A 23654-nucleotide genomic window follows, 5' to 3' on the forward strand; every position below is an offset into this window, starting at 1 on the left:
TTTTTTGAAATCGTAACGGTTGAAAACGAATTGTGTAATAAATAAAAAAAACATGGCATTTTACGAACGTTTGTTCTATAATGAGAATACCAGATAATAGCATTAAAAGGAATAAAAAGTAGTCATTTAGACGGAATTTTCCGAAAACTTCTTTATTATTTTCAAAAATCTGGTATATATAAGGGAGAAGAGTTTTTTGATCTCATCTCTTTCAACGGTAGACGGCAGCCAGACGGGATGAAAATCCCTACAATGATGGCGGTTTAACTTTGAACGAAGGAAGGGGTAATCAAATGACAAGAGAAAAAAGATTAATACCGTACAAAGTTCTTGAAGTAATGGAGACTGTGAAAGAAAAGATTCCTGAGGGTGTCGAGCTTGTGAAAGCCCCGGCAATCTGGGAAAAAAGTAACCATGGTGAGGGCGTGGTGGTTGCCGTCATCGATACAGGCATTGATAAGGGACATCCAGACCTCAAAGAAAGAATCATTGGCGGGAAAGATTTTACCAATACCGGTGATTTTCAAGATGATAACGGGCATGGAACACATGTGAGCGGTACGGTTTTGGCGGCCATTAATAGTGTTGGTGTAGTGGGAGTGGCCCCGAAAGCGAGCATATTAGCGTTAAAGGCCTTAAATGGACAAGGCCAAGGCGATATTAATTGGATCAATGGAGCTTTAGAGTATGCGATCAATTGGCGGGGACCGAATGAAGAAAAGGTTTCAGTTATTTCACTATCACTTGGAGGTCCTGCGGACGAGGCAGAACATAAGCTCATTCAAAGGGCGCTTCAGGAAGATATCCTTGTTGTCTGCGCAGCTGGAAATAGTGGGGATGGGCGTCATGAAACGGACGAATTGGATTATCCGGGTGCGTATCCAGAAGTGGTGGAAGTCGGTGCTGTGGATTTAAGCAGAAATTTAGCGGATTTTTCAAATACAAATGATGAAATAGACTTGGTGGCGCCAGGGGTTGATATTCTCTCTACGTATCCAGGAAATAAATATGCTAGGCTGAGCGGAACGTCAATGGCTACGCCTCATGTAAGCGGTGCAGCAGCTCTCTTGAAAGTGATTGCTGAAAAAGAGTTTGGCCGCACGCTAACTGAAGCGGAATTATATGCACAGTTAGTGAAAAGTACGGAAGATCTCGGAATAAGCAAAAAAGCACAAGGGAATGGACTGCTTAACTTAACTATAGCGGAACAAAGGGTTAATCAATCCATTAAGGTTTCCGCAGAAAACCTCATAGTTACCGAGTAAAACAATGGTTATGGAATAATAAAATTGAAAAAGGTGTCCCAAGAAATTTGGGACACCTTCCATAATGATTATTTTTTAGTTTTCCTTAGAGCTGCAAAAAGCGCTACAATGGACAGAATTAGTGAAATGACAGCCAGAGTGATGATCAGCGTTTGATTGCCATCACCTTCTGTTGTTGCTGAATCCTTTGAATTGTCAGTTGCCGTGGAATCATTAGTTTCAGCCTCATCTTTGTGACCATGGTCCGCTGGTTCTGAATCAGCCTTGGGCGCAACCGTAATCTCCGTTACAGAATGCGGTAGGTCTGAGCCTTCATCACCGCTCCATTCAACAATTTCACCATCTTCGTAATATTGAAATGCATCCCAGGCAACTTTCGTTTCTTCTTTAGGATTTTGTGCTACAAAAGAGAATTGCTGGAATTGTCCAGCAGCTATTCCTTCATCAGTTGCTGCCCAAGTTACCGTTTTTACATGCCCATCTTTGTCACCTTCTGTTGTTACTTTCCACCCTGGTACAGGCTGATAGCTTTCAAAAGTAACCCCTTCAGGTACTTTTAAAGTCACCTTTGTAGTGGCAGTTTCTTTCTCTACTGGTACTTTGAGTGTATAAGTTTCCCACGCCTCAGGTGCAGATGAACTAGGCTTGACTGTAACGTGAGCATATGCTGAACCGGAAAAAATGAATAATGCAGCAAATGTGAAAATAAGTAGTTTTGAAATATTTTTCATTAGTATAAACCTCCTGTTATGAATTCCCTATGAAAATGATAAAATCAGCATTAATTGAATCCAGGCTTTCAGTTAATCCGTGAACATGGATATTCCACTTTCCTGGCATGGTTAATAATGACTTTGATGTAAATGTACCTGTGTTTTTCTCCTTCATTTGCAGTTTTATTTCACCGCGTGGCGTATCTAACGGCTGCATAGTGATTGTAAGCTGCTCTATTTCAGCAATGGGCTTGCCTTCATTGGAGAGATTTACTTGAATCACGTTATCCCCGACTTCATTGGGAGTCACCATTAATGTAACCTCATTATTTTCTTCAGTCCGTAACGTCTTTTCAATGGGCCCGGGAGAAGACATGGCAGTTTGGACATTTGTTAATAGAGCTGCAATGAGAAGTATGACGATCCCTAAACCAAACTCCATTCCCACACTATAACCAAGTCTTTTCGTTTGCTTTTTCCCTCTGAGAAAATGAAAGCCTCCTAAAACGATCATGACTAACATGAGACCGATTTTCGCCAGTAACAATTGTCCATATGTTGTGTTGAACAATGAATGGATAGTCGGAACATGCTGTAAACTGCTATATATCCCGCTAACAATCAGTATGATTACAAACAGAAATGCCCATCTGGAAAACCTTTGAATGATTGACCAGTAAAATGTTTTCTTATCTTCTTGGACTGCCTGCCGATCAGCAAGCCCAGGTAAAATCACCAATAAGGCCATAAGGCCGCCGAGCCATAAAGCCATGGACAACAAATGAAGGAAATCCATCAAAACGGCCAGAACCTGATTAGGAACAGCTGCTGTATGTCCAGTTAAAGCCTTACAAATCATTAAGCTGGCTATTATGATGAAGGAAAAGATAGGCAATGATTTATTCAGGGAGTTCTCGAGCATGAAATAAATCACTAAAAATAGAAGCAGCAATATTAGAACTTCTATGATCCAGACCGTTCCAAAGTTTGTAGCATTCAATACTTCTTTTATATAACTCAATTTAAATGCATCTGCCCAACCCACGCCAGCGTCAATCGTAACTTTTAAAGGCAGATTAAAGAAGATGGAAAATGCTAAACCTGCATATGAAAGCCAAAGGTATAGACGTGTTCTTCTGCTTGCTTCAAAAAGTCGAGAATCCTTCATTAACGATAATCTAAAAAAAAGGATTCCAGTAAGTGCAGCGAAGCATATGTATTGAAGACTTTGAAGGATAACATTGATGGAATTCGGAAAACTTGCATTCACTTCGGGATTTTCTTGGTCTGAAAGGCCCTCTGAATCTCCGAATTGAAAGGGAATTGTTCCTTCAATGGGATGTCCATCACTTGAAACCACTCTCCATTTAATGTAATAAATCCCTTCGTCGATAGTGCCCTTCCACTTAGCTTCCAGTACTTTTTCACTTTGTTCCGAGATTGTACTGTCTTGAATTTGAATTTTGTCCCCACCTTGGCTGAATACCTCAAGCGAATGGAAAGATGGTTGAATATTCTCGCTGAATTGAATGCTGATCTTTTCAGGAAGAGTATCCATCGCTTCATTCGGGCTAGGATTAGAGCTTATTACCGTAGCATGACCAAAAGCCATTGCCGGGTATAAAAGCAAACTGAATAGGCTGACTACCAGCCATAAATATTTTTTCATCTTGGTGTGCCATCACCCTTTCATCAAATCATGTAAGCTCATTATAAAAGGAAAATGTGAAAAAACAGTGAAAATAAATTAGTTATCTAAAGGCAGTTTGAAAGGTTCGCTAGAAAAGTATAACAATAAGTTTAGATTTACCTTCCTTCCTCCATTATAGCCATAAATATTGGTTTGGAATTCCGCTTTGCAAAACATTAATAGGCATCCTGTTGGTATAAACTCCATTAAGAAATAATTAAGGTTCCTTTGATAACCTGACCCTATCATGTTTGCAGGAATTATAGGAGGGATAGGCTTTGCTAAAGAAGGGATTAAAAGAAAAAAGTGTGAAGGTGATCTTGGTTGGTTCCCTTGTGGGGATGGGAACATCCACTTATATGCCCGTGGCAGGGGCTGCGGAAGGCACTTCCGTCATTCAAAAAGAGGAACAAACGGTAAATAGTCTTTCAAGGCTAGAAATAGAGGGTATAGCACTGGATCAAAAATTTTCAGAAGATGTACACGACTATAGCTCGGCAGTGGGGAATGATGTGGAAAAGATCAACTTACTTGCAGCAAGTCCTAACGAGAATGCAGCTATATACGTGAATGGTGTCAAAATGACAGAGGGGAAGGTGAAGGACTTACCGCTTCAAACTGGCATGAATACATTTGAAATCACCGTCAGCGATGGGCAAAATGAAACGGTTGCCTATACTCTCAAGGTCGAAAAAATTGAAAGTGATAATAACCTTTTAACATCGATTGGATTATCAAAAGGCTCATTAACATTCGATTCTAAAGTGACAGCTTATAATGCTTCTGTTGAAAATGAAGTCCAGTCCATTACAGTAACTCCGACATTGAGTGACAGTACCGCAATTGTAAAGGTGAATGGAAAGGATGCAACCGGTGCAGGTGTAAAGGTTACCCTTCCAATCGGTAAGACAACGGTGAAGATTATCGTTACAGCAGAAAATGGAGATGAAAAAACATATACGCTTACGATTACACGGGCGGCAGCCAAGGAAAAAGAAGAATCGAATACTGCACCTAAAGAGGGTGAAGTTCAGCAGGAGCCCTCAACAGGAACGAGTAAAACTCAACCTTCCACCGATAAGGGAAATAAATCATCTGTAACATCAACGGAATCCACGGATAAGGGGAATAAATCATCTGTAACACCAACGGAATCCACGGATAAGGGGAATAAATCATCTGTAACACCAACGGAATCCACGGATAAGGGGAATAAATCATCTGTAACATCAACGGAATCCACCAATAATCTAAACCCAAGCAGTGGTGTCAGCCAAGTACCGAAAGCACAGCAACTTGAAAGCGTTTCAACACAAAAGGCGAAAACCGATTCTATAGAGAAGGTAACGTCAGCAGGTTCCTTAGGAGTTGAGGGCAATAATGCACCAGTGTTGAACAATCTGACTGTATCATCAGGAGTATGGAACAAATCTTTTGAATCTAATGAGCATACCTATCATATCGAGGTCGATAATGATATTTCTTCAGTCGAAATGAATGCAACGACAAATGCCAGCGGAGCAACGATTGAATATGACGGTGAGAGCAGTAAAAAAGTGAAAATCAAGGATAAAGCGAAAACGGCCATTTCCGTTACCGTTTCAAAGGATGGGGAGCGCCGTACTTACGTCCTTGTTTTCGAAAAGGATATGGATGTGGAAATGGATGAGGAAGAAACCGTGGATGATGTCAAAACAAAAGAGGTGGAAGTTGAGGCAACGCAAATGAGTACAGCCGGCAAGTCGGGGAGCGATACATCCAATAATACTGGAGGCCAGGTTAATCGCAAACAACCTGTTGAGACCGGGTCATTTTTTGGGAATATAAAGGGTTTCTTCACCTCCCTGATTAAATAGGATGAGTCTGAATCCTGCAAAAAAAGGACAAGGTTTAGGCTTGTCCTCAGGTTTATATTTTTATGGGCAAAATGATTTGGACCTCGGTTCCTTGGTTTAGTTCGCTGTTAAAGCGGACCTTTCCCCGATGCGCCTCGATGATTCGGCAACTGACTGTCAGTCCTAATCCGGTTCCTTTTTCTTTAGAAGAATAGAAAGGCTCGCCAAGATGCTTTATCCGGTTTTTTTCAATTCCGCTTCCATTATCTTTGATGGTAATGGAAAGGTTATTGTCGATGCGTTCGAAATCAATCCAAATGTAATCGGCGGATGCCTCCATTGAATTCTTGAGCATGTTTATGAATACTTGTTTTAATTGGTTTCCCTCACATAATAGAAGCGGTATTTCGTTTTTAACAGATATTGATATTTGGGTGGGGTACGAGTCCGCCTCTGGTTTCAACAAGGTTTTGACATCATTCATCAGGTCGATGATTTGATGTTTGCTGAATGGAAGTTCCTGTGGTTTTGCCAGAACGAGTAACTCGCTTACAATAAGATTGATCCGGTCCAATTCACTTAACATGATCGTGTAGTATTGTTCATAGGGATGGTCGTTCTTTTTAAGCAGCTGGACGAAACCTTTTAAAGAAGTCAGAGGGTTTCGTACCTCGTGGGCCACACTTGCGGCAAGTTCGCCGACTATCGATAATTTTTCAGTTCTTCTTAAGCGTGCTTCGGTTTCCCGAATTTGAGTGACTTCTTTAGCATAAGTAATGATTCCGACTAAATCCTCCCCAACCATCATCGGGACAAACGAACAAGAAAGTAAGATGGACTTCCCGTACTTCGTCAGGAATTCTATATCTTTCCCTTTTTTTATCCCCTTTTGGTTTTCCATGACATATTGGCAAGATGTACGGATCAATTCCGCGTCTTCTGCTGAGAAGTTCAAATTAATGAATGAGGCTCCATGTATTTCTTCTTGTTGAAAGCCTGTTACCGTTTCAAACCTTGGATTTACGGTCGTGATCATTCCGTTTAAATCAAGCATCAGCATCGGATAAGGGTTGTGTTCAAACAATGATTTATAGCGTTGTTCACTATCGAATAATTGATTCTCCGCGACTACTCTTTCAGAAATATCCCTGCCGATGACGACTAAGCCTTTTCGTGAACCATCCTCATTGAACAGGGGAACTTTGATCGTATCAAAGGTCTTGTGATTGCCATCGGGAAGAGGGACGATTTCCTCACACCTTGTGATTTCCCCTTTTACCCACGTTTCTTCATCGGAAACTTCACAGTAAATCAACGACTCTTTATAAAATTCGGAGTATTCTGCGAGCTCACTGTCTCTTTTTCCCTTATAGTCTACATGCTCCAATTGAAATAATTGAAGGCCGAAGGTATTGGATTCAAGCCAACGGCCATCACCATCCTTGAAGTTAACGAAATCCACCATTGAATTGATGAGTGTACGCCGACGTTGTTCCGCTTCTTTTAATTGCTTGAATTCTTCCCTTTTAGCTAAATAAAGATATAAAACCAAGCCTATTGATAAAAGGAAAACAAATCCTTCCGCTCTTTGAAGTTGAATGAAGACCTCTTTGTTTTGGATATTTGTAGTTAAAAAATAGTCGAACACGACTAGTGTAAGAATCCCGGATAGGATATATATTGCTAAGATGGAGCGTTTGGACATGGAGATTCTCCCTGATTTTAAGACATTTCTAAGGTAAAATTACATACACATTTTAACAAACTATCGGAAAAAAATATATGCAGAATCCTAAATAAAAAACAGGGGCCAAAGTGGTCACCTGTTTTTTCTGAAGAAGGTTTGTTTCTTTTTCTTTTTTGCACGCTTATAGATAATGAAAAATAGTAAGAAGAAGAGTGCGAGTGCTGCTAGCGTATATTGGTTCATTTCAACAGATAGCAGTCCATATGGAATGAGCGAAAGGAAGAAAAAGTATATAAGGTTGCCAAGTGACGTCGCTAATAAAAAATCCTTGAAAGTGACGGTGCTGACTCCAGCTACCAAGTTAATTAAGCTTGTTGGGATCAGAGGGAAAATCCTGCCTGTAAAAACGTACATGAAGCCATGCTCCACAACAGATTCTTGCCACTTTTCGCCAATCTTCTTTAAGAGAAGCTCCTGAAACCAGTTTCTTGCTGCATAAAAAATGAAACCTGAGGCAACAACGCTTGTAAACCAACTCCATAGATATCCATATATGAATCCGAATATCGTGACATTGATAGTCAGGAGCAAAATTAAGGGAATGATTGTAAAAGAATTTTGTACAAACATTAATACGAATGTCACAATAAATGTAAGCAAAAGGTTTTCCTTCAAAATGCCAATAACAGAATCTAGATCACTTTTCCAAACCAAAGTGAATAACTCTGCATTAGAAAAAATAAATATTGCAATTACCAATAGACCGATTATGGTCAGGACTTTTTTCAAAGGGCCACCACCATTCTTACTAGTAGTTTATCATTTTCGAGTTCATTGGTGAAAAAAAAGAGCTGCCGCATCATGCAGACAGCTCTTTTCATTATAGTGGGTTCGCGACGCGAAGATTCCATTAAAGCCACTTTTCAAACTGAATTCTTTTGTTCATTCCATAAATGATTGGCGCTCCAATCAAGAGGACAACGAATTCACCGACAGCCGTGGTCATCCAGCTTAACCAGAATGGGAACCCCAGGGCAAGGTTCAGTTCAATTGCAATTAAAAACATTGTGAAAGTGAAAAAGATAGTCGTGGCGGTCATCCGTCCTTTAATGCCTTTTATGAACCGAGAAACAAAAATGACAAGCAATAAGGCGAGCAGAGATTGCCCCACCCCGAAAATCAAGTCATATGGCACCATCGGCGAAAAGAGCAGATTCGATATGAAGACTCCGCCGACGATACCGTAGATATACTTTTTATTGAATACAATCAGATGATTCAATATTTCCGGTACACGAAATTGGAACATCTGAAATGATATTGGTTGGAACACCAATGAGACCGCCACATACAAGGCAGCCAATAACCCGCTTATCACGAGTGTACGAACATTCATTTTACTCTCTCCCTAGTTTTTTATCGTGGGATGGTTACGAACCACGTTTAGGCGTTTGCCCGATGTTTAATAGTATCCCATGTAAGCTTGTTTCGTCAATTTGTAAAGAATGGTTTTAATTTATAAGTTTCCAAGCACGGGAAGTAGCTCAATTGGATTTTGATTTATTGCAATGAAGGATGATATTATTTCAATATGTACTTCAAAGGAGTGAATATAGTATGTCGATCGAGAGTGTCAAAAACCATTTTAAACAATGGGATCGGGAAGGCGATGTAATGGAGTTCGAAACATCGAGTGCTACGGTGATTGAAGCAGCGGAAACCATCGGTGTTATCCCAGCGCGGATTGCTAAGACTCTTTCCTTTAAGGGGGAAGGTGAAAAAGCCATTTTGGTTGTTGCCGCAGGGGACGCGAAAGTGGATAATAAGAAATTTCGTCAGACGTTCGGTTTCAAGGCACGAATGCTTTCACCTGAAGAAGTGCTTGCACAGACCGGCCATGCCATCGGAGGAGTTTGCCCGTTTGGTCTGGCAAATGATCTAGCTGTTTTTCTTGATGTATCGATGAAACGCTTTGAGTCATTGTTCCCGGCATGCGGCAGTGCGAACTCTGCAATAGAACTTAAACTCGCTGAGTTGTTTGAATATTCAGGCGCAGAGGGTTGGGTGGATGTTTGCAAAGGTTGGGAAGAGAAAGTGAATGAGGAAACGGCGGTAGGCAATGCAGTTGATGGCCTTTGATGGTTTCAAAAAATCCACATGAATGGAATTGAGTCCACTATGGTGGACTTTATTTTAGTGGCGACCGCATACATTTTCTATGATTTAAGCGGAAAATCGGGCAGAAAGTGTTCCTGAGCGGAGGTTGAAAGATGTTAAATGAAAGCAAAAGAAAAAGCAATAACAGCTATCTTAGTCTTAAAACTCTTTATGAAGAGAATATAACGGTTAAGAGCATTGCCCAGGAGCTTGAGTTTTGCCATAAAAACGATCTGGCGGTGGATATCCAGAAAGCATTGGAAAAAAAGAATTTTGATATATTGGCAGTGCAAGATCAGGGGGAAATCATCGGGTATATCGAAAGGGAGGAACTCGGTGAAGGAAGCATCTCTGAATATTTGAGAAACTTTTCACCAAGGGAAATGGTTTCGGATTCAACCCCTTTGATCCAGCTTCTCCAGATTTTCAAGAATAAAACAAGGGTGTTCGTATTAGAGAATAATTCGATTAAAAAGTTGATTACCCATGCAGATCTTCAAAAGCCTCCGATCAGGATGCTGATATTCGGATACATTACTTTATTGGAAATGAGGATGAGCGATATCATCCAGGATAGATTCGGCGATGGCAGCTGGTATCCAATGATCAGCGAAGACCGTTTAGAAAAGGCAACCGAATTATATAGAAGGAGAATCGATAAAAACGAGGATATCAATATAATAGAGTGCCTGCAAATCAGTGATAAATTCGATATCATACATAAAGATAAAGATTTGAGGCGCTTCTTCCAAATCCCTTCGAAAAGTAAAGGGAAGAAGGATGCGAATGCCATCCGGAAGTTACGGGATAAGATTTCCCATGCTAATGAATTGGGTCTGGACATGTCATGGATGGAAATCATCGAGGTTGTCGAGTCCTGTGGCCGACTGCTCGAAATCTCTGAATCTTATCAGTATGAAAAATAAGATCCGGCTAATCATGCTGGTTCTTTTTTAACGCATCCAAACAGAAAAAACTGCCCATATCAGGCAGTCTCCCCCTCAAAACTCCGGCAGTTGGTCCAGGTTATTTTCTTTTATTCCATCGGGCTCACTCCGCAATATGTCACGTCCATATTTATGAAAGACGTCAACATTTGCCAGGATGCCTGCTTTGGCTTCTGAAAGGGCAGTGGGGTAGTCGAGTTCGCGGCCGGAGTTCGTCTTGATGGCGATAATATTGTCCTCCTCATTTTTCCTTACGGCGATGATTTCTTCTTTTCCTGCTGCATCAAGTTGGTTTGCTTGCGGTGTTCCCTGCTGTTTATATGATTCATAGGCTTTTTCAAATTGGTCCATGTTTTGGACACCTCCTATTTATAGGGTGAGCTATTTTTTCTGCAATATACAAACCGGATTTCGTCCAACTTGAGCCGTTAATTCGTCCAAATGGGCCGATTTTTCGGCACTTTTTTTAAGTGAACGCTGTCGTCTTGGCCTTTTTGCAGTGGCATGGCACTTGCATTTTGTTAAGTAGTAGTAAGAAATAATATCCACTAGATTAAGGGAGGAATATGAATCATGAATGTAAAACAAGGGGCTAGCACTGTAAATGCAAAACAACAGGTCAAGACAATGAAAGCAGCGGTCGTCAATGAATTTAACCAAAAACTTGAGATCAAAGAAGTACCCATCCCAGAATTGGAATATGGTGAGATATTAGTGAAAATTAAAGCCTGTGGCGTGTGTCATACCGATTTACATGCGGTACATGGTGATTGGCCGGTAAAACCCAAGCTTCCGCTTATCCCCGGACATGAGGGTGTGGGCATTATAGAAAAGGTGGCAGAAGGCGTAACTTCCTTGAAAGTAGGTGACCGTGTTGGGATCCCTTGGCTTTATTCGGCCTGTGGCGATTGTGAATATTGTCTGACTGGAAGGGAAACGCTTTGCTTGGATCAATTGAATGCAGGCTATTCCGTGGACGGCGGGTATGCTGAATATTGTAAAGCACCCGCCAAATATGTGGTGAAGGTTCCTGAAGGGCTTGACTTTGCGGAGGTTTCACCAATTTTCTGTGCAGGTGTAACGACCTATAAAGCTCTTAAAGTATCGGAAGCAAAACCTGGTGATTGGGTAGCTGTTTATGGAATTGGCGGATTGGGACATGTTGCTCTGCAATACGCAAAAGCGATGGGCTTTAATGTGATTGCTGTCGATATTCAAGATGATAAGCTTGATCTGGCAACGGAACTTGGGGCGGATTACACGGTTAATGGACTGAAGACCGATCCTGTACAGGCTATAAAGGATAAGGTTGGCGGTGTGCAGGCATCCATTTCTGTAGCGGTTACGAAAAAAGCTTTCGAACAGGCTTACAGTTCAGTCAAGAGGGGCGGGACACTTGTCGTAGTCGGATTGCCGAATGATGAACTTCCAATCCCGATTTTTGATACAGTACTAAATGGGGTAACTGTAAAAGGGTCAATCGTCGGCACGAGAAAAGATTTACAGGAAGCTGTTCAATTTGCGGCTGAGGGTAAAGTCAGAACGAATATAGAGACGAGGAAACTTGATGAAATAAATGATGTGTTTTCAATGATGGAAAAGGGGGAAATCAACGGACGCATCGTATTGACGCTAGAATAGGAACAGAGGGAGGAAGCCTCGGAACGGGGCATCCTCCTTTTTATTATGTCTGGTTCTTCTCATTTAATATATAACGTAATTTCCTTATGGATATTTGCAAGCGTTTGGCTGCTTCATTCCGGTTGCCGTAGGTTTTTTGCAGTGCCTGCATGACGAGCTCCTTTCCAATTGTCGATTGAAGCTGTTTGATTTCCGTAAGTACTTCTTCAAGCATCAGTTCATCCTTCTCATTAAAGTCAGCCACTAGCCTTTTTCGCCATTCTTCAAGAAGGTTTTCAGTTGACTGAGTCTCATTAGTGGACACGTTTTTGTCAGGGGTGATCTGGCTGTTAGACAGAGAGATATCATTGGCGGATATTACCGACTTATGGTCTGCGAGAGTTAGTGTGCGCATGACCACATTAGATAGTTCGCGTATATTGCCTGGCCAGTTGTATTGCTGTAATTTTTCAATGGCTTCATTGGAGAAAGAGATATCTCCATGGCCATTCCTCTCAATCAAGTGACGGACAAGCAAGGGAATATCCTCTTTTCGGTTCCTTAAAGGCGGGATATCGAGAGTCACGACGTTCAGCCGGTAAAATAGGTCTTCCCGGAATTTATTTTTGTCCACTGCCTGCTGCAGGTTTTCATTGGAGGCCGCCACTAACCGGGCGTTCGTCCGTAATGTCCCGCTGCTGCCAACCCGCATGAATTCCCGCGTTTCCAAAACTCGAAGCAATTTGACTTGGATGGCGGGACTCGCATCCGCAATTTCATCAAGAAAAAGCGTCCCGTTTCCGGCAATTTCGAAAAAACCCTTTCGCAGATGGGTCGCTCCGGTGAAAGCACCCTTTTCATGACCGAATAATTCGCTTTCAAGCAGGGATTCAGAGATCGCTCCACAATTGATGCCGATAAAAGGTTCATGGTTTCGGGGGCTGGCAAGGTGAATGAAGCGTGAAAGCACTTCTTTACCGCTTCCGGTTTCTCCTTCGATTAATACATTGACGGATTTTTGGGCCACCTTGAAAGCCATTTCAATCAAATTCTTCATTAAAGGACTTTCGCCGACAATGAGTCCTGAATCCTCGGCAAGTTTATGGATGAAATGCTGATTCAAATCTTCATTTTCATTCAAAAGGTTGTCAATCTGCCTTTCCAGTACTTCAATATCTACAAAGGGTTTTTCCATATAATCACTCGCGCCAAGTTTCATTGCATCAACAGCGGTCTTGACGGTGCTGTATCCGGTCATGATCAGTACCTTGCAACGCGGCTGCAGCTGTTTTAGATGCTGCAGGAGGGAAAGTCCATCACAATCCGGAAGCTTCAGGTCTATCATTGCGACATCAAAACGCTGCTGATTCCAATCGATCTCATGAAAATCCTTCCCGCTATTCACAACTTGTACGAGATAACCTTTCATCGTAAAAAGGCGGGAAAGAAAAGTCCCAACCTCTTTCTCATCGTCTACCACAAGTAAATGAACCACATTATCATCCCCTTTCTTCTTCTGCTTGTAAGGGAAGCCTCAGGAAAAAAGTGCTTCCTTGTCCTGGTGTGCTCAAAACGTCGATCTTCCCACCATGATCTTTGGCGATGCCAAGGCTTACAGACAGCCCCAAGCCTGTACCTTTTTCACGGTCTTTAGTCGTATGGAAGGGATGGAAAATGAAGGGCAGGCGTTCTTTTTCAATCCCCGTTCCGTTATCAGTCACCCGAACCACCATGAACTTGTTTTCTGAGTAGGTAGTGATCGCAATAGATTTTTCCGTTTGGGCGGACTCATCCAATGCGTCCTTGGCATTCAATAGCAAGTTGATGATGATCTGTTCTATTTGCGGCTGGCTGCCCTTTATGAAAGGAAGGTCTTCCTGAAGGGTAAGATGGAGGGAGATTTGCTTCTTCCCAAGTTGGAACTTCAAAAGGTTCAAAACCTGGTGAATGGCTTCGTTAATAGAGTAATAGTGGAATCTATACTCATCCTGCCTTGAAAAGGTAAGCAGGCTTTTCACTATTTGCCTGCATCGATCTCCGCAAATCTTAATATCGTTTAACAGCATATGATCCAGATTATCCTGTGGGGTTTTACGTAATAAAATTTGCGAGTTACCAAGAATGGCCGTTAATGGGCTATTCAATTCATGGGCAATCCCAGCTGCCATTTCACCAATCGCCCCAAGTTTACCGGCATGTAATAGCTGGACTTCCATCTGTCTTCTTTCGGTGACATTTTTATAATAAGCAATGACCCCATATACTTGATGCTCCTTATTCTGAATCGGGTAGGCATGCATTTCCAGGATGGTATCATGCTGAAGGAGAATTTCCTGAAACCCTGGCTTATTAAATGAAAAGGTATCTTGAATCAGATTTTTGGATTTTTCAATTAAAGGAATCTGGTCGGAAAAGTCCCTGGCTGAATCATTGGATTGATAGACCGCTCCTTTGTGATCAAAGACGATGATCATGTCTTCAACTGCCTTGAATGTATCCTCCCACTCCTGTTTGGAATGAAGAACTTCCTTATAAAGCTGGGCATTCTCCAAAGTTAACGCAAGCTGATTGGATAGTTGTTCAAGAAATTCGAGTTCATCTTTATGCCATGTTTTCTTTTTCTTCCTGCCAAACGTCCAAATTCCGATTTTTTTACTTTTTCCGTATAAAGGGACCAATAGAAGTGATTCGATCTCAAGGGATAATAGACGTTCCTTTTCTCGGAAGTCCGGTAACTGTTTAACTTCCACCTGAATCGGCTGTTTTTCTTTCAAGGCGGACGAGAAATCCTGAAAAGGGTGTAACAAGTTTTTGGCATCCATTTCAAGTTCACAGTGACCATTAGGGCAGATATGAAGCAGGGCAGGTTCTTCCTCATACAATATGACAAAATGACTGTCATCGAATGTAATGAGCTGCTTAAGTTTTGAAATAACATTTCGGAGAATCTCTTGGATGTCGATGTCCATATTCATATTTTTAGTGATGTCATTCATGATTTCAAGCTGCATATTCTTCTTCTTCAGTTGATCCACGGTTTTCTTAAGTTCCGTGTAATACGTTTTCTTTGAAGATTTCACACCTGTCATTAAATCTATCAATTCAAGTTTGTTCATGCTTTTCACCTCTTAAAGGGCTGTAAGAAGCAGCTGATTAATCTGTTCTAATGACATATCACGAGGATTTGTGATCATGCAGGCATCCTCAAGAGCGGTCATCCCTATGGGGTCTATCATTTCTTGCGTAATGCCGACATCACTTAAACTCTTGGGAGCTCCAATATCCTGGGATAATTCCCTTACGAAGTGTATGGCTGCCATTCCTGCTTGCTGCTCTGTCAATGCCCGTGTATCGATGCCCATGATGTCTGCAATCTCGCTGAATCGCCTTGGTGAGGCAATTCGATTGAAATCCATGACATGGGGAAGGAGTATCGCATTGATTTCACCATGCGGAAGGAGGTATTTGCCGCCTAAGGCATGTGAAATGGCATGGGCAGCTCCCAAAATGGCGTTGGAAAAAGCCAGTCCAGCCTGCAGGCTCGCCATTGCCATCGCTTTTTTTGCTTCCTCATTATGCCTGGATGCAACAGAGGGGCGTAAGTGGCGGGAAACGATGAAAAGCGCGTTTTTGGCTTGTACATCTGTCAAAGGCGTCGCAGCGATTGAAACATAGGATTCAATGGCGTGGGTTAAAACATCCATTCCCGTAGCTGCGGTCAAATCCGGTCCCAAGGTGGTTAAGGTACCAGGGTCGACTATTGCAATATCGGGGACAAGTGATTTTGAAATGATCGTCATTTTTTTCTCGCGGAATGAATCGACGATCACAGAAAACTGAGATACTTCCGAACCCGATCCTGCAGTGGTCATGATCATCACCATGGGTGGGAGGGGTGAGTGGACTTTATCAACACCTTCATAATCACTGATGATGCCGCCATTCGTTACTAAAAGGGCTACCCCTTTGGCGACATCCAAAGCACTGCCTCCTCCCAAACCGATGATGGCATCACATTCTTGTTCTTTAAATGCCAAACAGCCGGCTTCGATCTCCCTGTCCTTCGGATTGGTCGTCATTTCAATGAAGGTAGCAAAAGCAAGGCCTGCATCTTTGCAGGATTTAATGACTTTATCTAACCAGCCAGCATTGGCAACCCCGGAGTCGCTGACTATCAGCGCCTTTTTGGCACCCAACCGCAAGCAGGCCTCGCCAGCTTGTTCAATCGAACCTTTTCCAAAAATAACTTCCGGCATCACGAATTTAGTTATCGACATTTTTGCGCCTTCTCCCTGTAAAAATTCTATCTCTTCTGTATTATTTTCCCGAAAAAGAGCGAAAATCCTGTTTGGATTCCAGTTATTTTTATATAATATGACAAAATATAGAATGATAGATAACTTTTGGCGCAGGTCAAATTTCCTGTTAATTTCTTTAATTTGTAAATTCGTTACTTTAGATCTGTATGAATAGGGATAAACCTACCTAGTTAGTATTCTCTATGTATTGTAAAATTATGGGGGAATCTATTAAACTGGGAGGCAATCTATGAAAAAACAATTTTTATCGGTAACCTTAATCGCAGCATTGACACTCGGGACAGCCGGGACAACCACCGCTTTAGCAACGCCACATTCATCGCCGGTGCTATCTGCACCATCCACGGACAAGCAAGTCATTAAAAAAATCGATGCCGATAAAATCTACAAGAATATTGAATACCTCTCACAAACACCTCGGGTGGCGGGTACGGATTCTGAGTATAAAGCCGTCCAATTCATCAAAAAGCAATTCAAATCTTATGGATATAAAGCCGATATCGAAGAGTTCAATTTTTTATCTTATACAGACCCAAATCTGGTCGAACTGTCCGTTGCCGGATTTGATGGGGAAATCCAAGCGAGCCATTTAACCTATTCAGTTAATGGGGACCTATCCGGTGAAGTTGTATATGCCGGTTTAGGAACGAAAGAAGAGCTAGAGGAAACCGACGTTTCAGGGAAGATTGCCCTTATACAAAGAGGGAGCCTCACTTTTGCAGAGAAAGTATTGAATGCAGCAGAAAAAGGGGCAGCGGGAGTCATCCTATTCAATAATGCAGATGGGGAATTAAACGGGACACTCGGAGAGGATAATGACAAGTATATTCCATCTGTCACGATAACCAAAAAGGATGGAGAAGCCCTTCTGGAAAAATTGAATGCCGGAGTTAAATTGACAGCATCATTAAAAATCGAAGGAGCTTATTCCGAAGAAAAAACCTCTTATAATGTAGTGGCAACGAAAAAAGCAACAAAGAACAATAAAGCAACAAAGAGCGATATTATTTATATTACTGGACATCATGATTCCGTAGCAGGAGCACCCGGAGCGAATGATGATGCATCAGGAACATCCGTCACCCTTGAACTTGCGCGTGTTCTGAAGAATCTTCCTACAGATACGGAAATTCGCTTTGTCACCTTTGGAGCCGAGGAAAATGGATTGCTAGGTTCACAGCATTATGTGAACAACCTTTCTGATGATGATATCAAGCGGACCATTGCCAACTTCAATCTCGATATGGTGGGAAGCAGGGATGCCGGAGATTTGGTCATTTTGACTAATGATGGAGAAATGAACCTTGTAACCGAGCTGGCCCAGGCATCAAGTACAAGACTGAATGGCGAGCCGACTCCATATGGACAAGGCGGGAGAAGTGACCATGTATCCTTTGCTGAGGCTGGGATTCCCGCTGCTTTATTCATCCATAGTCCATCAGAGCCTTGGTATCATACTCCTGATGATACCATTGATAAAATCTCAAAAGAAAAGCTTCAAGATGTTGCTGAAATTGTCGGCACCGCCGTCTATGATCAAGCTAAAATCGAAGCTAAAAAACTTGATCCAAATCATAAAAAAGGGAAAAAGGTGAAAGTTCCGCATTTATTTGACGAAAAGGAATTCAAATAAAGCAGTAAATATTTAGAGGGTGCAGCTTGCACCCTCTCTTTGTGTTTAAAAATGGAAAACTAGGGGTAAAAGGTCCAATCTGGAAATCGTGCCTATGGGATGAATTCCCTAAATACCTAGCATAAATAGCTTATTTATCCCTATTTAACTCTAAGACTATAATCCTTATAATAAAAAATATGAAAAATATGACAGTCTACATAATGAGAATAGTATGTTTGAGGTGATTTTTTAAGTGTATGCAAATTCATTGAGTGAAATTCACTCAGCCCTCTCCAGTAAAATGTCCGATGTGAATGAAAAAATCAATCGTTTGGAGCAGGCAAAAAGACAAATCAAAGACGAACAGAATGCTTGTCTGGGGGAAATTGCTAAAATTAAAAATCCGGATTTGGCAAAAAGCTGGACGGGAAACCGTGCAGAAGACTTTCAAGATGCCCGCAGTGATGCATACAAGGCAATGTCAACGATCATTCATGATGATTATGACGACTATCAAGAGAAAATCGACGGTAAAATCATGATGCTTAATATAGAAAAAAAGGCTCTGAGTGCAGCAGGCACCATAGCACATGAAGCGGATGTTCTTTTAGGTAAAGGGGAAGCCGTCATAGATCAGTTGGAAAGTAAAATATCATATTTAAAAGGGTGGTTGTTTTAATGACGACAATCAAACTGAATCATCCTGCCGTAACGAAGCAAGTCGATCAGGTGAAGACGGCACTTGGTACAGTCACGCTTGGAAATTTGCCGGCAGGCGAGCTTGGCAACAATAAATTGGAATTCACCTCGAAATGGATCGACCGGGAAACGAACCTGGAGAAGGTCTTCGAGCAATATATCAAAATCGTCCAGAAAAATGTGGAAGATACCCGTGCCAACATTGACTTATTAAAAGAACAGGATGAAGCCATCGCCCATACGTCTTCACATGGGTATCCTACGCGATGAAAATATATGAAGCCAAGACATTAACGGCCGCAACCAAGTCGCGCGCCAAGCAATATGAAGAACTAAAGAAGGAAGTCGCAGCCCTGAAAAAGGAATTTCAGGGCATCGTCGGCTTGGACAACGAGTTTCAAGGAGCCGGTGCCGCCGCCATCAAAAGCTTCTATGAAGCGCAAATCGAGGTTGCTGACGCCTGGATGGAACTATTCACGACCCAGATCAGTTTTTTGGAAGGCATTCCGGCCAGTCTGGAAGAGGCGGACCTCTCCGGAAATACGGTGGTCGAGGTTCCCTTTTTAGATGGGGAAGTCTCGAACGGCATCAACCAAGCGAAGTCGCTTGTCGATGAACAAGCGAACGATCTCCAAAGGATCCTCGACAGCATTGACGATATCCTGCCTCTTGATATGTTCGACCAAAAGGAATTTAATGAAAAAATCACGCTGGCGGGACAGAGGCTGGATGACACCGTGACAAAAGTCGAGAATGTCGACCGGCAATTGGTCGAGGAATATGATGTGTCCGTCGGGCAGGAAAACGTGGCCGTTGGCCTCTTCCGCGCCTTGCTTGATGCCACCAAACAGGACGGCAACGTTTCGCCGATGACCTTCAACCAATCGGCCTTCAAGAATAGTGACGTCTATCAAGTGAAGGATGAAGTTGCCGGTCAGATGAAAGACTATCAGACCTTCAAAAAGCAACAAGCCGAAGCCCGGAAAATCGAACAAGAAATGGAAGAACTCGAAAACCGCCCATGGTACGAAAAAGCCTGGGATACTACAAAAACCTTTACAGGGGAATTCACGGGATATTATGATTCAATCAGGGCCTCAACCGGAGTCGATCCAGTAACGGGCCGCAAGCTGTCTGATGCTGAAAGAATCGCCGCCGGCGCCATGGCAGCCGCTGGATTCATCCCCGTCGTCGGCTGGGCCGGCCGGGCCATCAAGGGTGGCAGCGCCATCTACAAAACCGCCAAAGGACTCAACGCAGCGAACCACGCGCTCGATGCCTATAAAACGACAAAAGGCTTTAGCCTCCTCCAGAAAACCGAATACGGAATATATGGACTCCTCGCAGCCAACGGCCTTGGCGAAGCGGCCACCGGCAAAGACATGTTCGGCAACCAGCTAACCGAGGAACAGCGCCAGAACGGCCTGTTGATGGCACTTGGAATCGGCGGTGTGGCTGGTGCGGCGAAGATCGCTGATAAAGTAGCAAGTGGTACAAAGTTCGTCCCTTACAGCAAGGAATTTGCGCAAAAGCAGGTTCAGTATGCAAAAGCTACAATAACAGACATAGCGAGATCTGGAAAAGCCACGTTAAAAAATATAGGTGAAGAACTAGGTAAAAAAGAAATCCCTAAACGGATAAGTATGGAACAAGTATCCCTTGCAGGAGGACCAACCCTTCGCCAAGTTATGATGGAAAAGCAGACAATTAAGGAAGCCTATCAGAAATTTACGGTTAAGGATAGCAAAGTAGAGGGTGTTTCAGGGGAGAGTATTCCTAAGGGTACAGATAAAGGTCTTGAAACTAGAGGTTACAGACCAGAACCTGGTGAAAGAACAATGTCAAGAGAAGAGTGGAAGGCGCTGGATAGAGAGAGACGTATAGAGGTTAATTATCCAAAACCAATTATTAATGGTGGAAATTATGAGCTTGTCAAATCTAAACCCGAATATTATACTCCCGAGGGTGAAATTATTTGGCCCCCTAACCGTGGCGTATTAGGTGAACCCGAACCCATGATATTAAAGCCTGGCACAATTATTGATAGATTTGGTTATGAGGGTGGAACTTTTGTTTCACCGTATGGTGTTCCCTATGAAATGCGTGCATTAGCTCCTGAAACATATTTAAAACCTTATAAACTCTATGTTGTGAAGAAACCTATAGAAGTGCAGGCCGGGAAAATTGCTCCATGGTTTGATGAACCAGGTATGGGTGTTCAGTATGAACTCAACCAATCAGTAAAAAATTTTATAGAGCAAGGAATAATTGGAAGGGTAGGAAAGTAGTATGAAAAAAGAAGAATTACAACAAATGTTAATTAATGCTAATGTTCCAAAAGATTTATATAACTTAAATGGGGGATTACCTAATGAGGCATTTTGCTTAAATAAAGAAGATAATATTTGGGAAGTTTATTATAGTGAACGTGGTGTGAAATCACAATTAAAGAAATTTGACTCAGAAGATGAGGCATGTGATTATTTTTATAAAACAATTTTGGAACTTCTGAATTAATAGGATTTAGCATTAAAATAGAAAATTAAATGAAAAAGAAAAATTAGATAAGGTGGGCATACATTATTGTAGGCTCACCTTTCGTCTGTTCAAAAATACTAAGGATTTGTAGTAAATACAATTATGGCAATTCAGAGTCGTGACTTTAAAACCTGGCTAATCATAGATAGATTCGGGTTGGAACATTTATTCACCTATCCGCTCTATATTAATATTGTGAGCTTGAACCCCGTACCCTTTTTAAACTGCAAAAGAAAAAAGAAGCTTTCTCATCTAAAGGTAAAACTATAATTCTGAAATCTCCTTTGAAGAATATAGTAAAATAATGAATTCTATTAAATGAAAATGAGGTTTTTAATTTGAATGGATTAACAGGTGATATTTTAGTGAAAGGAAAAATACTTAATGGAAATACAAATAAACAGGCTTTTTGTATAAATTTTCAAAATGAACTACTATCAAGCGATATACTGAATAATATGTTTGTTTTTAAAGACGCAATTATGTTAGATGGAATTTATTTTTGGGTTGTAGTTAATTTTCAAAATGATAAAGTTTCTCGTATTGAACTCGACAATGCTGATGAAAGTTTGAAAAATACTTACAATAATTGGGCTAATTATAAAGCTAAAAAAAAGAAAGAGATACATGATAAATGGGTAGAAGAGATATTAGGAAAACCAGATATTAAAAAAGGAGACTCATTAATTTATAATAGAGCTTGGGGAGAAGTCACTTCATTTGAAGATAAGAAAAGTGGACAAGTAGAGATCTGGATCAGTTATAAAAAATGACACAGGAAACCGAATGTTGCTAGAATAAAATAAAACCTTGAGTGGCTTAAGGCCATTCAAGGTTTTTTTATGAAATGGAAAAACATTATAGTGATTTTGTAGTATAGGTGTTAGTTTTTATAAAACAAAAGTGTTACTTTAATCAATCAGTAGTACATTGAATTGAGCAAGGAGTACTGAAGGTAAGAAAATAGTACTTAAACAAAAAGTAGGTGTAAAGAATGGCAGGCAGAAGAATGGTAGACAGATGGGAAGACGATAACAAGATTTTTATGAGTTTAGCTATTAAGAAAAGAGTATTACCGAGTATGTATGGCGGCATTATAGGAGACATGCTTGGTGTTCCAGTTGAATTTAAAAAAAGAGGGACTTTCACTATTAATGATATAACGGGATATGGAACCTATAATCAGCCGCCAGGTACCTGGTCGGATGATACTTCGTTAACTTTATGTTTAATTGAAAACTTAATTGAAAAAAGCGATTCAGCGGAGCTAATGCAAAAATTCGTTCAGTATATGGAATCTGGTTATTGGACACCGCATCATGAAATGTTCGATATTGGCAGAACGACCAGTGAAGCCATAACCAAGTTTAAAAATGGAACGCCAGCGCAAGAATGTGGCGGAAATGCAATGTTTGATAATGGGAATGGGGCGTTGATGAGGATCGCTCCAGTAGCATTTATCCTTTTTAATAGCTTTAATTTCATTGAAAAAACCCAAACCATTAAAAAATATACGGAAGTAACCCATGCACATCCGCGTTCTGTGGTAGGTTCCATTATTTATGTCGAGTTTTTACTTAGACTTTATTATAATAACTCTCCTGAAGATGCAATAAGACAAACAAAAAAACTTTTTGATGAGAATTTTGATAAAGATCATATATACCAAAAAGAGCTGCAATCCTATTCAAGAATTTTTGAAGAAGATTTCTTTTCATTACCACAAGAAGAAATTCAGTCAGATGGTTATGTGGTTCATACGTTAGAAGCAGCCATTTGGTGCTTAGGAAATTCAGATTCATTTAGCGAAGCCGTTTTAAAAGCAGTGAATCTAGGGGATGATACGGATACAGTAGGTGCCATTACAGGAACAATGGCAGGTATGTACTATAAAATGGACGACATTCCTAAAGAATGGCTTGAGAAAATCACAAGAAAAGAAGATATCGATGAATTAATCAAGCAATTCCATAGTTTTTGTGCAGATAAAGCAATTAAAGAAGAGTATGGGGATTGATGTAAATCCCTCATATGAACATAAAAAAACCCTTATAAAAGTCCTTTATAGGGTTTTTTTATGTCCAGAGTCCATTTTATGCTATGTTAAACGGGAAGCGAAGCAGTTTGAATTTAGGTGATGGAGAATTAAATAATGGAGTGAGTGGAAAAATGATTAGAAAAGGTGAGTATACTATCTATAATGGGAAAGAGTATAGATTCATAGAATCGGATACAGTGGGAGCTATTGAATTAATAACCAATGATAAAAAAGATATGGGCAATGGCTTTACTTATTATAAAAATAATATTTACACGAAAATAGTACGCGTAAATGAAGTTAAAGAATTATATTCTATTAATCCCTATGCTGTATATAAGGGAGAGCTGTTTCCAGCATCAGAAGAAAGAACAACTGGTAAAGTATTGTTGGTTACAACAAACACTGAACTTGCTAAACAGATGGGTTTTGAACGTACAGATAAATATATGTACTCCAAATCTGTGGAATGGGATGAAGTGGAGATAATCGAGAAGAGGAAGCCCTATTCAATAGATTAAATTTTCTCGT

At 41.1% G+C, this 23654-nt stretch carries 22 protein-coding genes and 1 riboswitch; of the genes, 13 read left to right on the plus strand and 9 right to left on the minus strand.

Going from position 1 to position 23654, the window contains the following annotated elements:
* Positions 1-293: 293 nt before the first annotated feature.
* Positions 294-1265, plus strand: a complete 972-nt coding sequence (locus AC3ISB_RS02225) for a S8 family peptidase (protein ID WP_480339781.1) — start codon at positions 294-296, stop codon at positions 1263-1265.
* Between the two features lie 68 nt (positions 1266-1333).
* On the opposite strand, the gene AC3ISB_RS02230 is transcribed toward AC3ISB_RS02225, so the two are convergent.
* Positions 1334-1996, minus strand: coding sequence for a YcnI family copper-binding membrane protein (locus AC3ISB_RS02230; RefSeq protein WP_480339782.1), 663 nt, complete (start codon positions 1994-1996; stop codon positions 1334-1336).
* 16 nt (positions 1997-2012) lie between these two features.
* The gene (locus AC3ISB_RS02235; protein WP_098370392.1) at positions 2013-3647 is read right to left on the minus strand and encodes a copper resistance CopC/CopD family protein; all 1635 of its coding nucleotides are present in this window, start codon (positions 3645-3647) and stop codon (positions 2013-2015) included.
* A 299-nt stretch (positions 3648-3946) separates the two neighbouring features.
* On the opposite strand from AC3ISB_RS02235, the gene AC3ISB_RS02240 reads away from it, so the two are divergent.
* Positions 3947-5524: a cadherin-like beta sandwich domain-containing protein gene (locus tag AC3ISB_RS02240; protein WP_489275429.1), complete on the plus strand. Its 1578-nt coding sequence runs from the start codon at positions 3947-3949 to the stop codon at positions 5522-5524.
* A gap of 52 nt (positions 5525-5576) precedes the next feature.
* Here AC3ISB_RS02240 and AC3ISB_RS02245 read toward each other — a convergent pair whose 3' ends face one another.
* The 3 genes from AC3ISB_RS02245 to AC3ISB_RS02255 all read right to left on the minus strand — a co-directional run bounded on the left by AC3ISB_RS02245 (position 5577) and on the right by AC3ISB_RS02255 (position 8586).
* The gene (locus tag AC3ISB_RS02245; protein ID WP_141992734.1) at positions 5577-7208 is read right to left on the minus strand and encodes a PAS domain-containing sensor histidine kinase; all 1632 of its coding nucleotides are present in this window, start codon (positions 7206-7208) and stop codon (positions 5577-5579) included.
* Positions 7209-7322: 114 nt separating this feature from the next.
* Positions 7323-7979, minus strand: a complete 657-nt coding sequence (locus tag AC3ISB_RS02250) for a TVP38/TMEM64 family protein (protein WP_144529682.1) — start codon at positions 7977-7979, stop codon at positions 7323-7325.
* A gap of 121 nt (positions 7980-8100) precedes the next feature.
* Complete coding sequence (locus AC3ISB_RS02255) at positions 8101-8586, minus strand: QueT transporter family protein (RefSeq protein ID WP_489275430.1); 486 nt, start codon at positions 8584-8586, stop codon at positions 8101-8103.
* A gap of 6 nt (positions 8587-8592) precedes the next feature.
* A riboswitch (PreQ1 riboswitch) is annotated at positions 8593-8637 on the minus strand.
* A 170-nt stretch (positions 8638-8807) separates the two neighbouring features.
* Between AC3ISB_RS02255 and AC3ISB_RS02260 the strand changes: the two genes are divergently transcribed.
* A complete protein-coding gene (locus tag AC3ISB_RS02260) occupies positions 8808-9329 on the plus strand; it encodes a YbaK/EbsC family protein (protein WP_489275431.1) in 522 nt (173 codons plus the stop codon).
* A gap of 131 nt (positions 9330-9460) precedes the next feature.
* Positions 9461-10273 (plus strand): hypothetical protein, encoded by an 813-nt coding sequence (locus AC3ISB_RS02265; protein ID WP_489275432.1) that lies wholly within the window; start codon positions 9461-9463, stop codon positions 10271-10273.
* Positions 10274-10348: 75 nt separating this feature from the next.
* Here the strand turns inward: AC3ISB_RS02265 and AC3ISB_RS02270 are convergent, their stop codons facing one another.
* Positions 10349-10645 (minus strand): DUF3892 domain-containing protein, encoded by a 297-nt coding sequence (locus AC3ISB_RS02270; RefSeq protein WP_098370398.1) that lies wholly within the window; start codon positions 10643-10645, stop codon positions 10349-10351.
* 276 nt (positions 10646-10921) lie between these two features.
* Here AC3ISB_RS02270 and adhP point away from each other — a divergent pair, with 276 nt between their 5' ends.
* On the plus strand, positions 10922-11935 hold the full coding sequence (gene adhP / locus AC3ISB_RS02275) for an alcohol dehydrogenase AdhP (RefSeq protein ID WP_063235775.1): 1014 nt from the start codon (positions 10922-10924) through the stop codon (positions 11933-11935).
* Between the two features lie 43 nt (positions 11936-11978).
* On the opposite strand, the gene AC3ISB_RS02280 is transcribed toward adhP, so the two are convergent.
* From AC3ISB_RS02280 to AC3ISB_RS02290, 3 genes are read right to left on the minus strand one after another with little or no spacing between them, the layout of a single operon-like run.
* Positions 11979-13409 carry a sigma-54-dependent transcriptional regulator gene (locus AC3ISB_RS02280; protein WP_489275434.1) on the minus strand — a complete coding sequence of 477 codons (1431 nt, stop codon included), beginning with the start codon at positions 13407-13409 and terminating at the stop codon, positions 11979-11981.
* 4 nt (positions 13410-13413) lie between these two features.
* A complete protein-coding gene (locus AC3ISB_RS02285; protein ID WP_141992730.1) occupies positions 13414-15030 on the minus strand; it encodes a sensor histidine kinase in 1617 nt (538 codons plus the stop codon).
* 12 nt (positions 15031-15042) lie between these two features.
* The gene (locus AC3ISB_RS02290; protein WP_489275435.1) at positions 15043-16191 is read right to left on the minus strand and encodes an iron-containing alcohol dehydrogenase; all 1149 of its coding nucleotides are present in this window, start codon (positions 16189-16191) and stop codon (positions 15043-15045) included.
* A gap of 271 nt (positions 16192-16462) precedes the next feature.
* Between AC3ISB_RS02290 and AC3ISB_RS02295 the strand changes: the two genes are divergently transcribed.
* The 8 genes from AC3ISB_RS02295 (at position 16463) to AC3ISB_RS02330 (ending at position 23644) form a co-directional block, all read left to right on the plus strand.
* Positions 16463-17866, plus strand: a complete 1404-nt coding sequence (locus AC3ISB_RS02295; RefSeq protein ID WP_144550358.1) for a M28 family peptidase — start codon at positions 16463-16465, stop codon at positions 17864-17866.
* Positions 17867-18101: 235 nt separating this feature from the next.
* Entirely contained in the window at positions 18102-18527 is a 426-nt protein-coding gene (locus AC3ISB_RS02300; RefSeq protein ID WP_260398000.1) for a DUF5082 domain-containing protein, read from the plus strand.
* Entirely contained in the window at positions 18527-18817 is a 291-nt protein-coding gene (locus AC3ISB_RS02305; RefSeq protein ID WP_101221982.1) for a YwqI/YxiC family protein, read from the plus strand. The genes AC3ISB_RS02300 and AC3ISB_RS02305 overlap by 1 nt, the downstream gene beginning before the upstream one ends.
* Positions 18814-20835 carry a T7SS effector LXG polymorphic toxin gene (locus AC3ISB_RS02310; protein WP_489275438.1) on the plus strand — a complete coding sequence of 674 codons (2022 nt, stop codon included), beginning with the start codon at positions 18814-18816 and terminating at the stop codon, positions 20833-20835. The genes AC3ISB_RS02305 and AC3ISB_RS02310 overlap by 4 nt, the downstream gene beginning before the upstream one ends.
* Position 20836: 1 nt before the next feature.
* Complete coding sequence (locus tag AC3ISB_RS02315) at positions 20837-21064, plus strand: hypothetical protein (protein ID WP_141992725.1); 228 nt, start codon at positions 20837-20839, stop codon at positions 21062-21064.
* A gap of 359 nt (positions 21065-21423) precedes the next feature.
* On the plus strand, positions 21424-21858 hold the full coding sequence (locus tag AC3ISB_RS02320) for a hypothetical protein (protein WP_489275440.1): 435 nt from the start codon (positions 21424-21426) through the stop codon (positions 21856-21858).
* Between the two features lie 221 nt (positions 21859-22079).
* The gene (locus tag AC3ISB_RS02325; protein WP_489275442.1) at positions 22080-23102 is read left to right on the plus strand and encodes an ADP-ribosylglycohydrolase family protein; all 1023 of its coding nucleotides are present in this window, start codon (positions 22080-22082) and stop codon (positions 23100-23102) included.
* A gap of 107 nt (positions 23103-23209) precedes the next feature.
* The gene (locus tag AC3ISB_RS02330) at positions 23210-23644 is read left to right on the plus strand and encodes a hypothetical protein (RefSeq protein WP_230301277.1); all 435 of its coding nucleotides are present in this window, start codon (positions 23210-23212) and stop codon (positions 23642-23644) included.
* Positions 23645-23654 lie beyond the last annotated feature (10 nt).

Source organism: Peribacillus sp. GL_122, assembly GCF_057835005.1.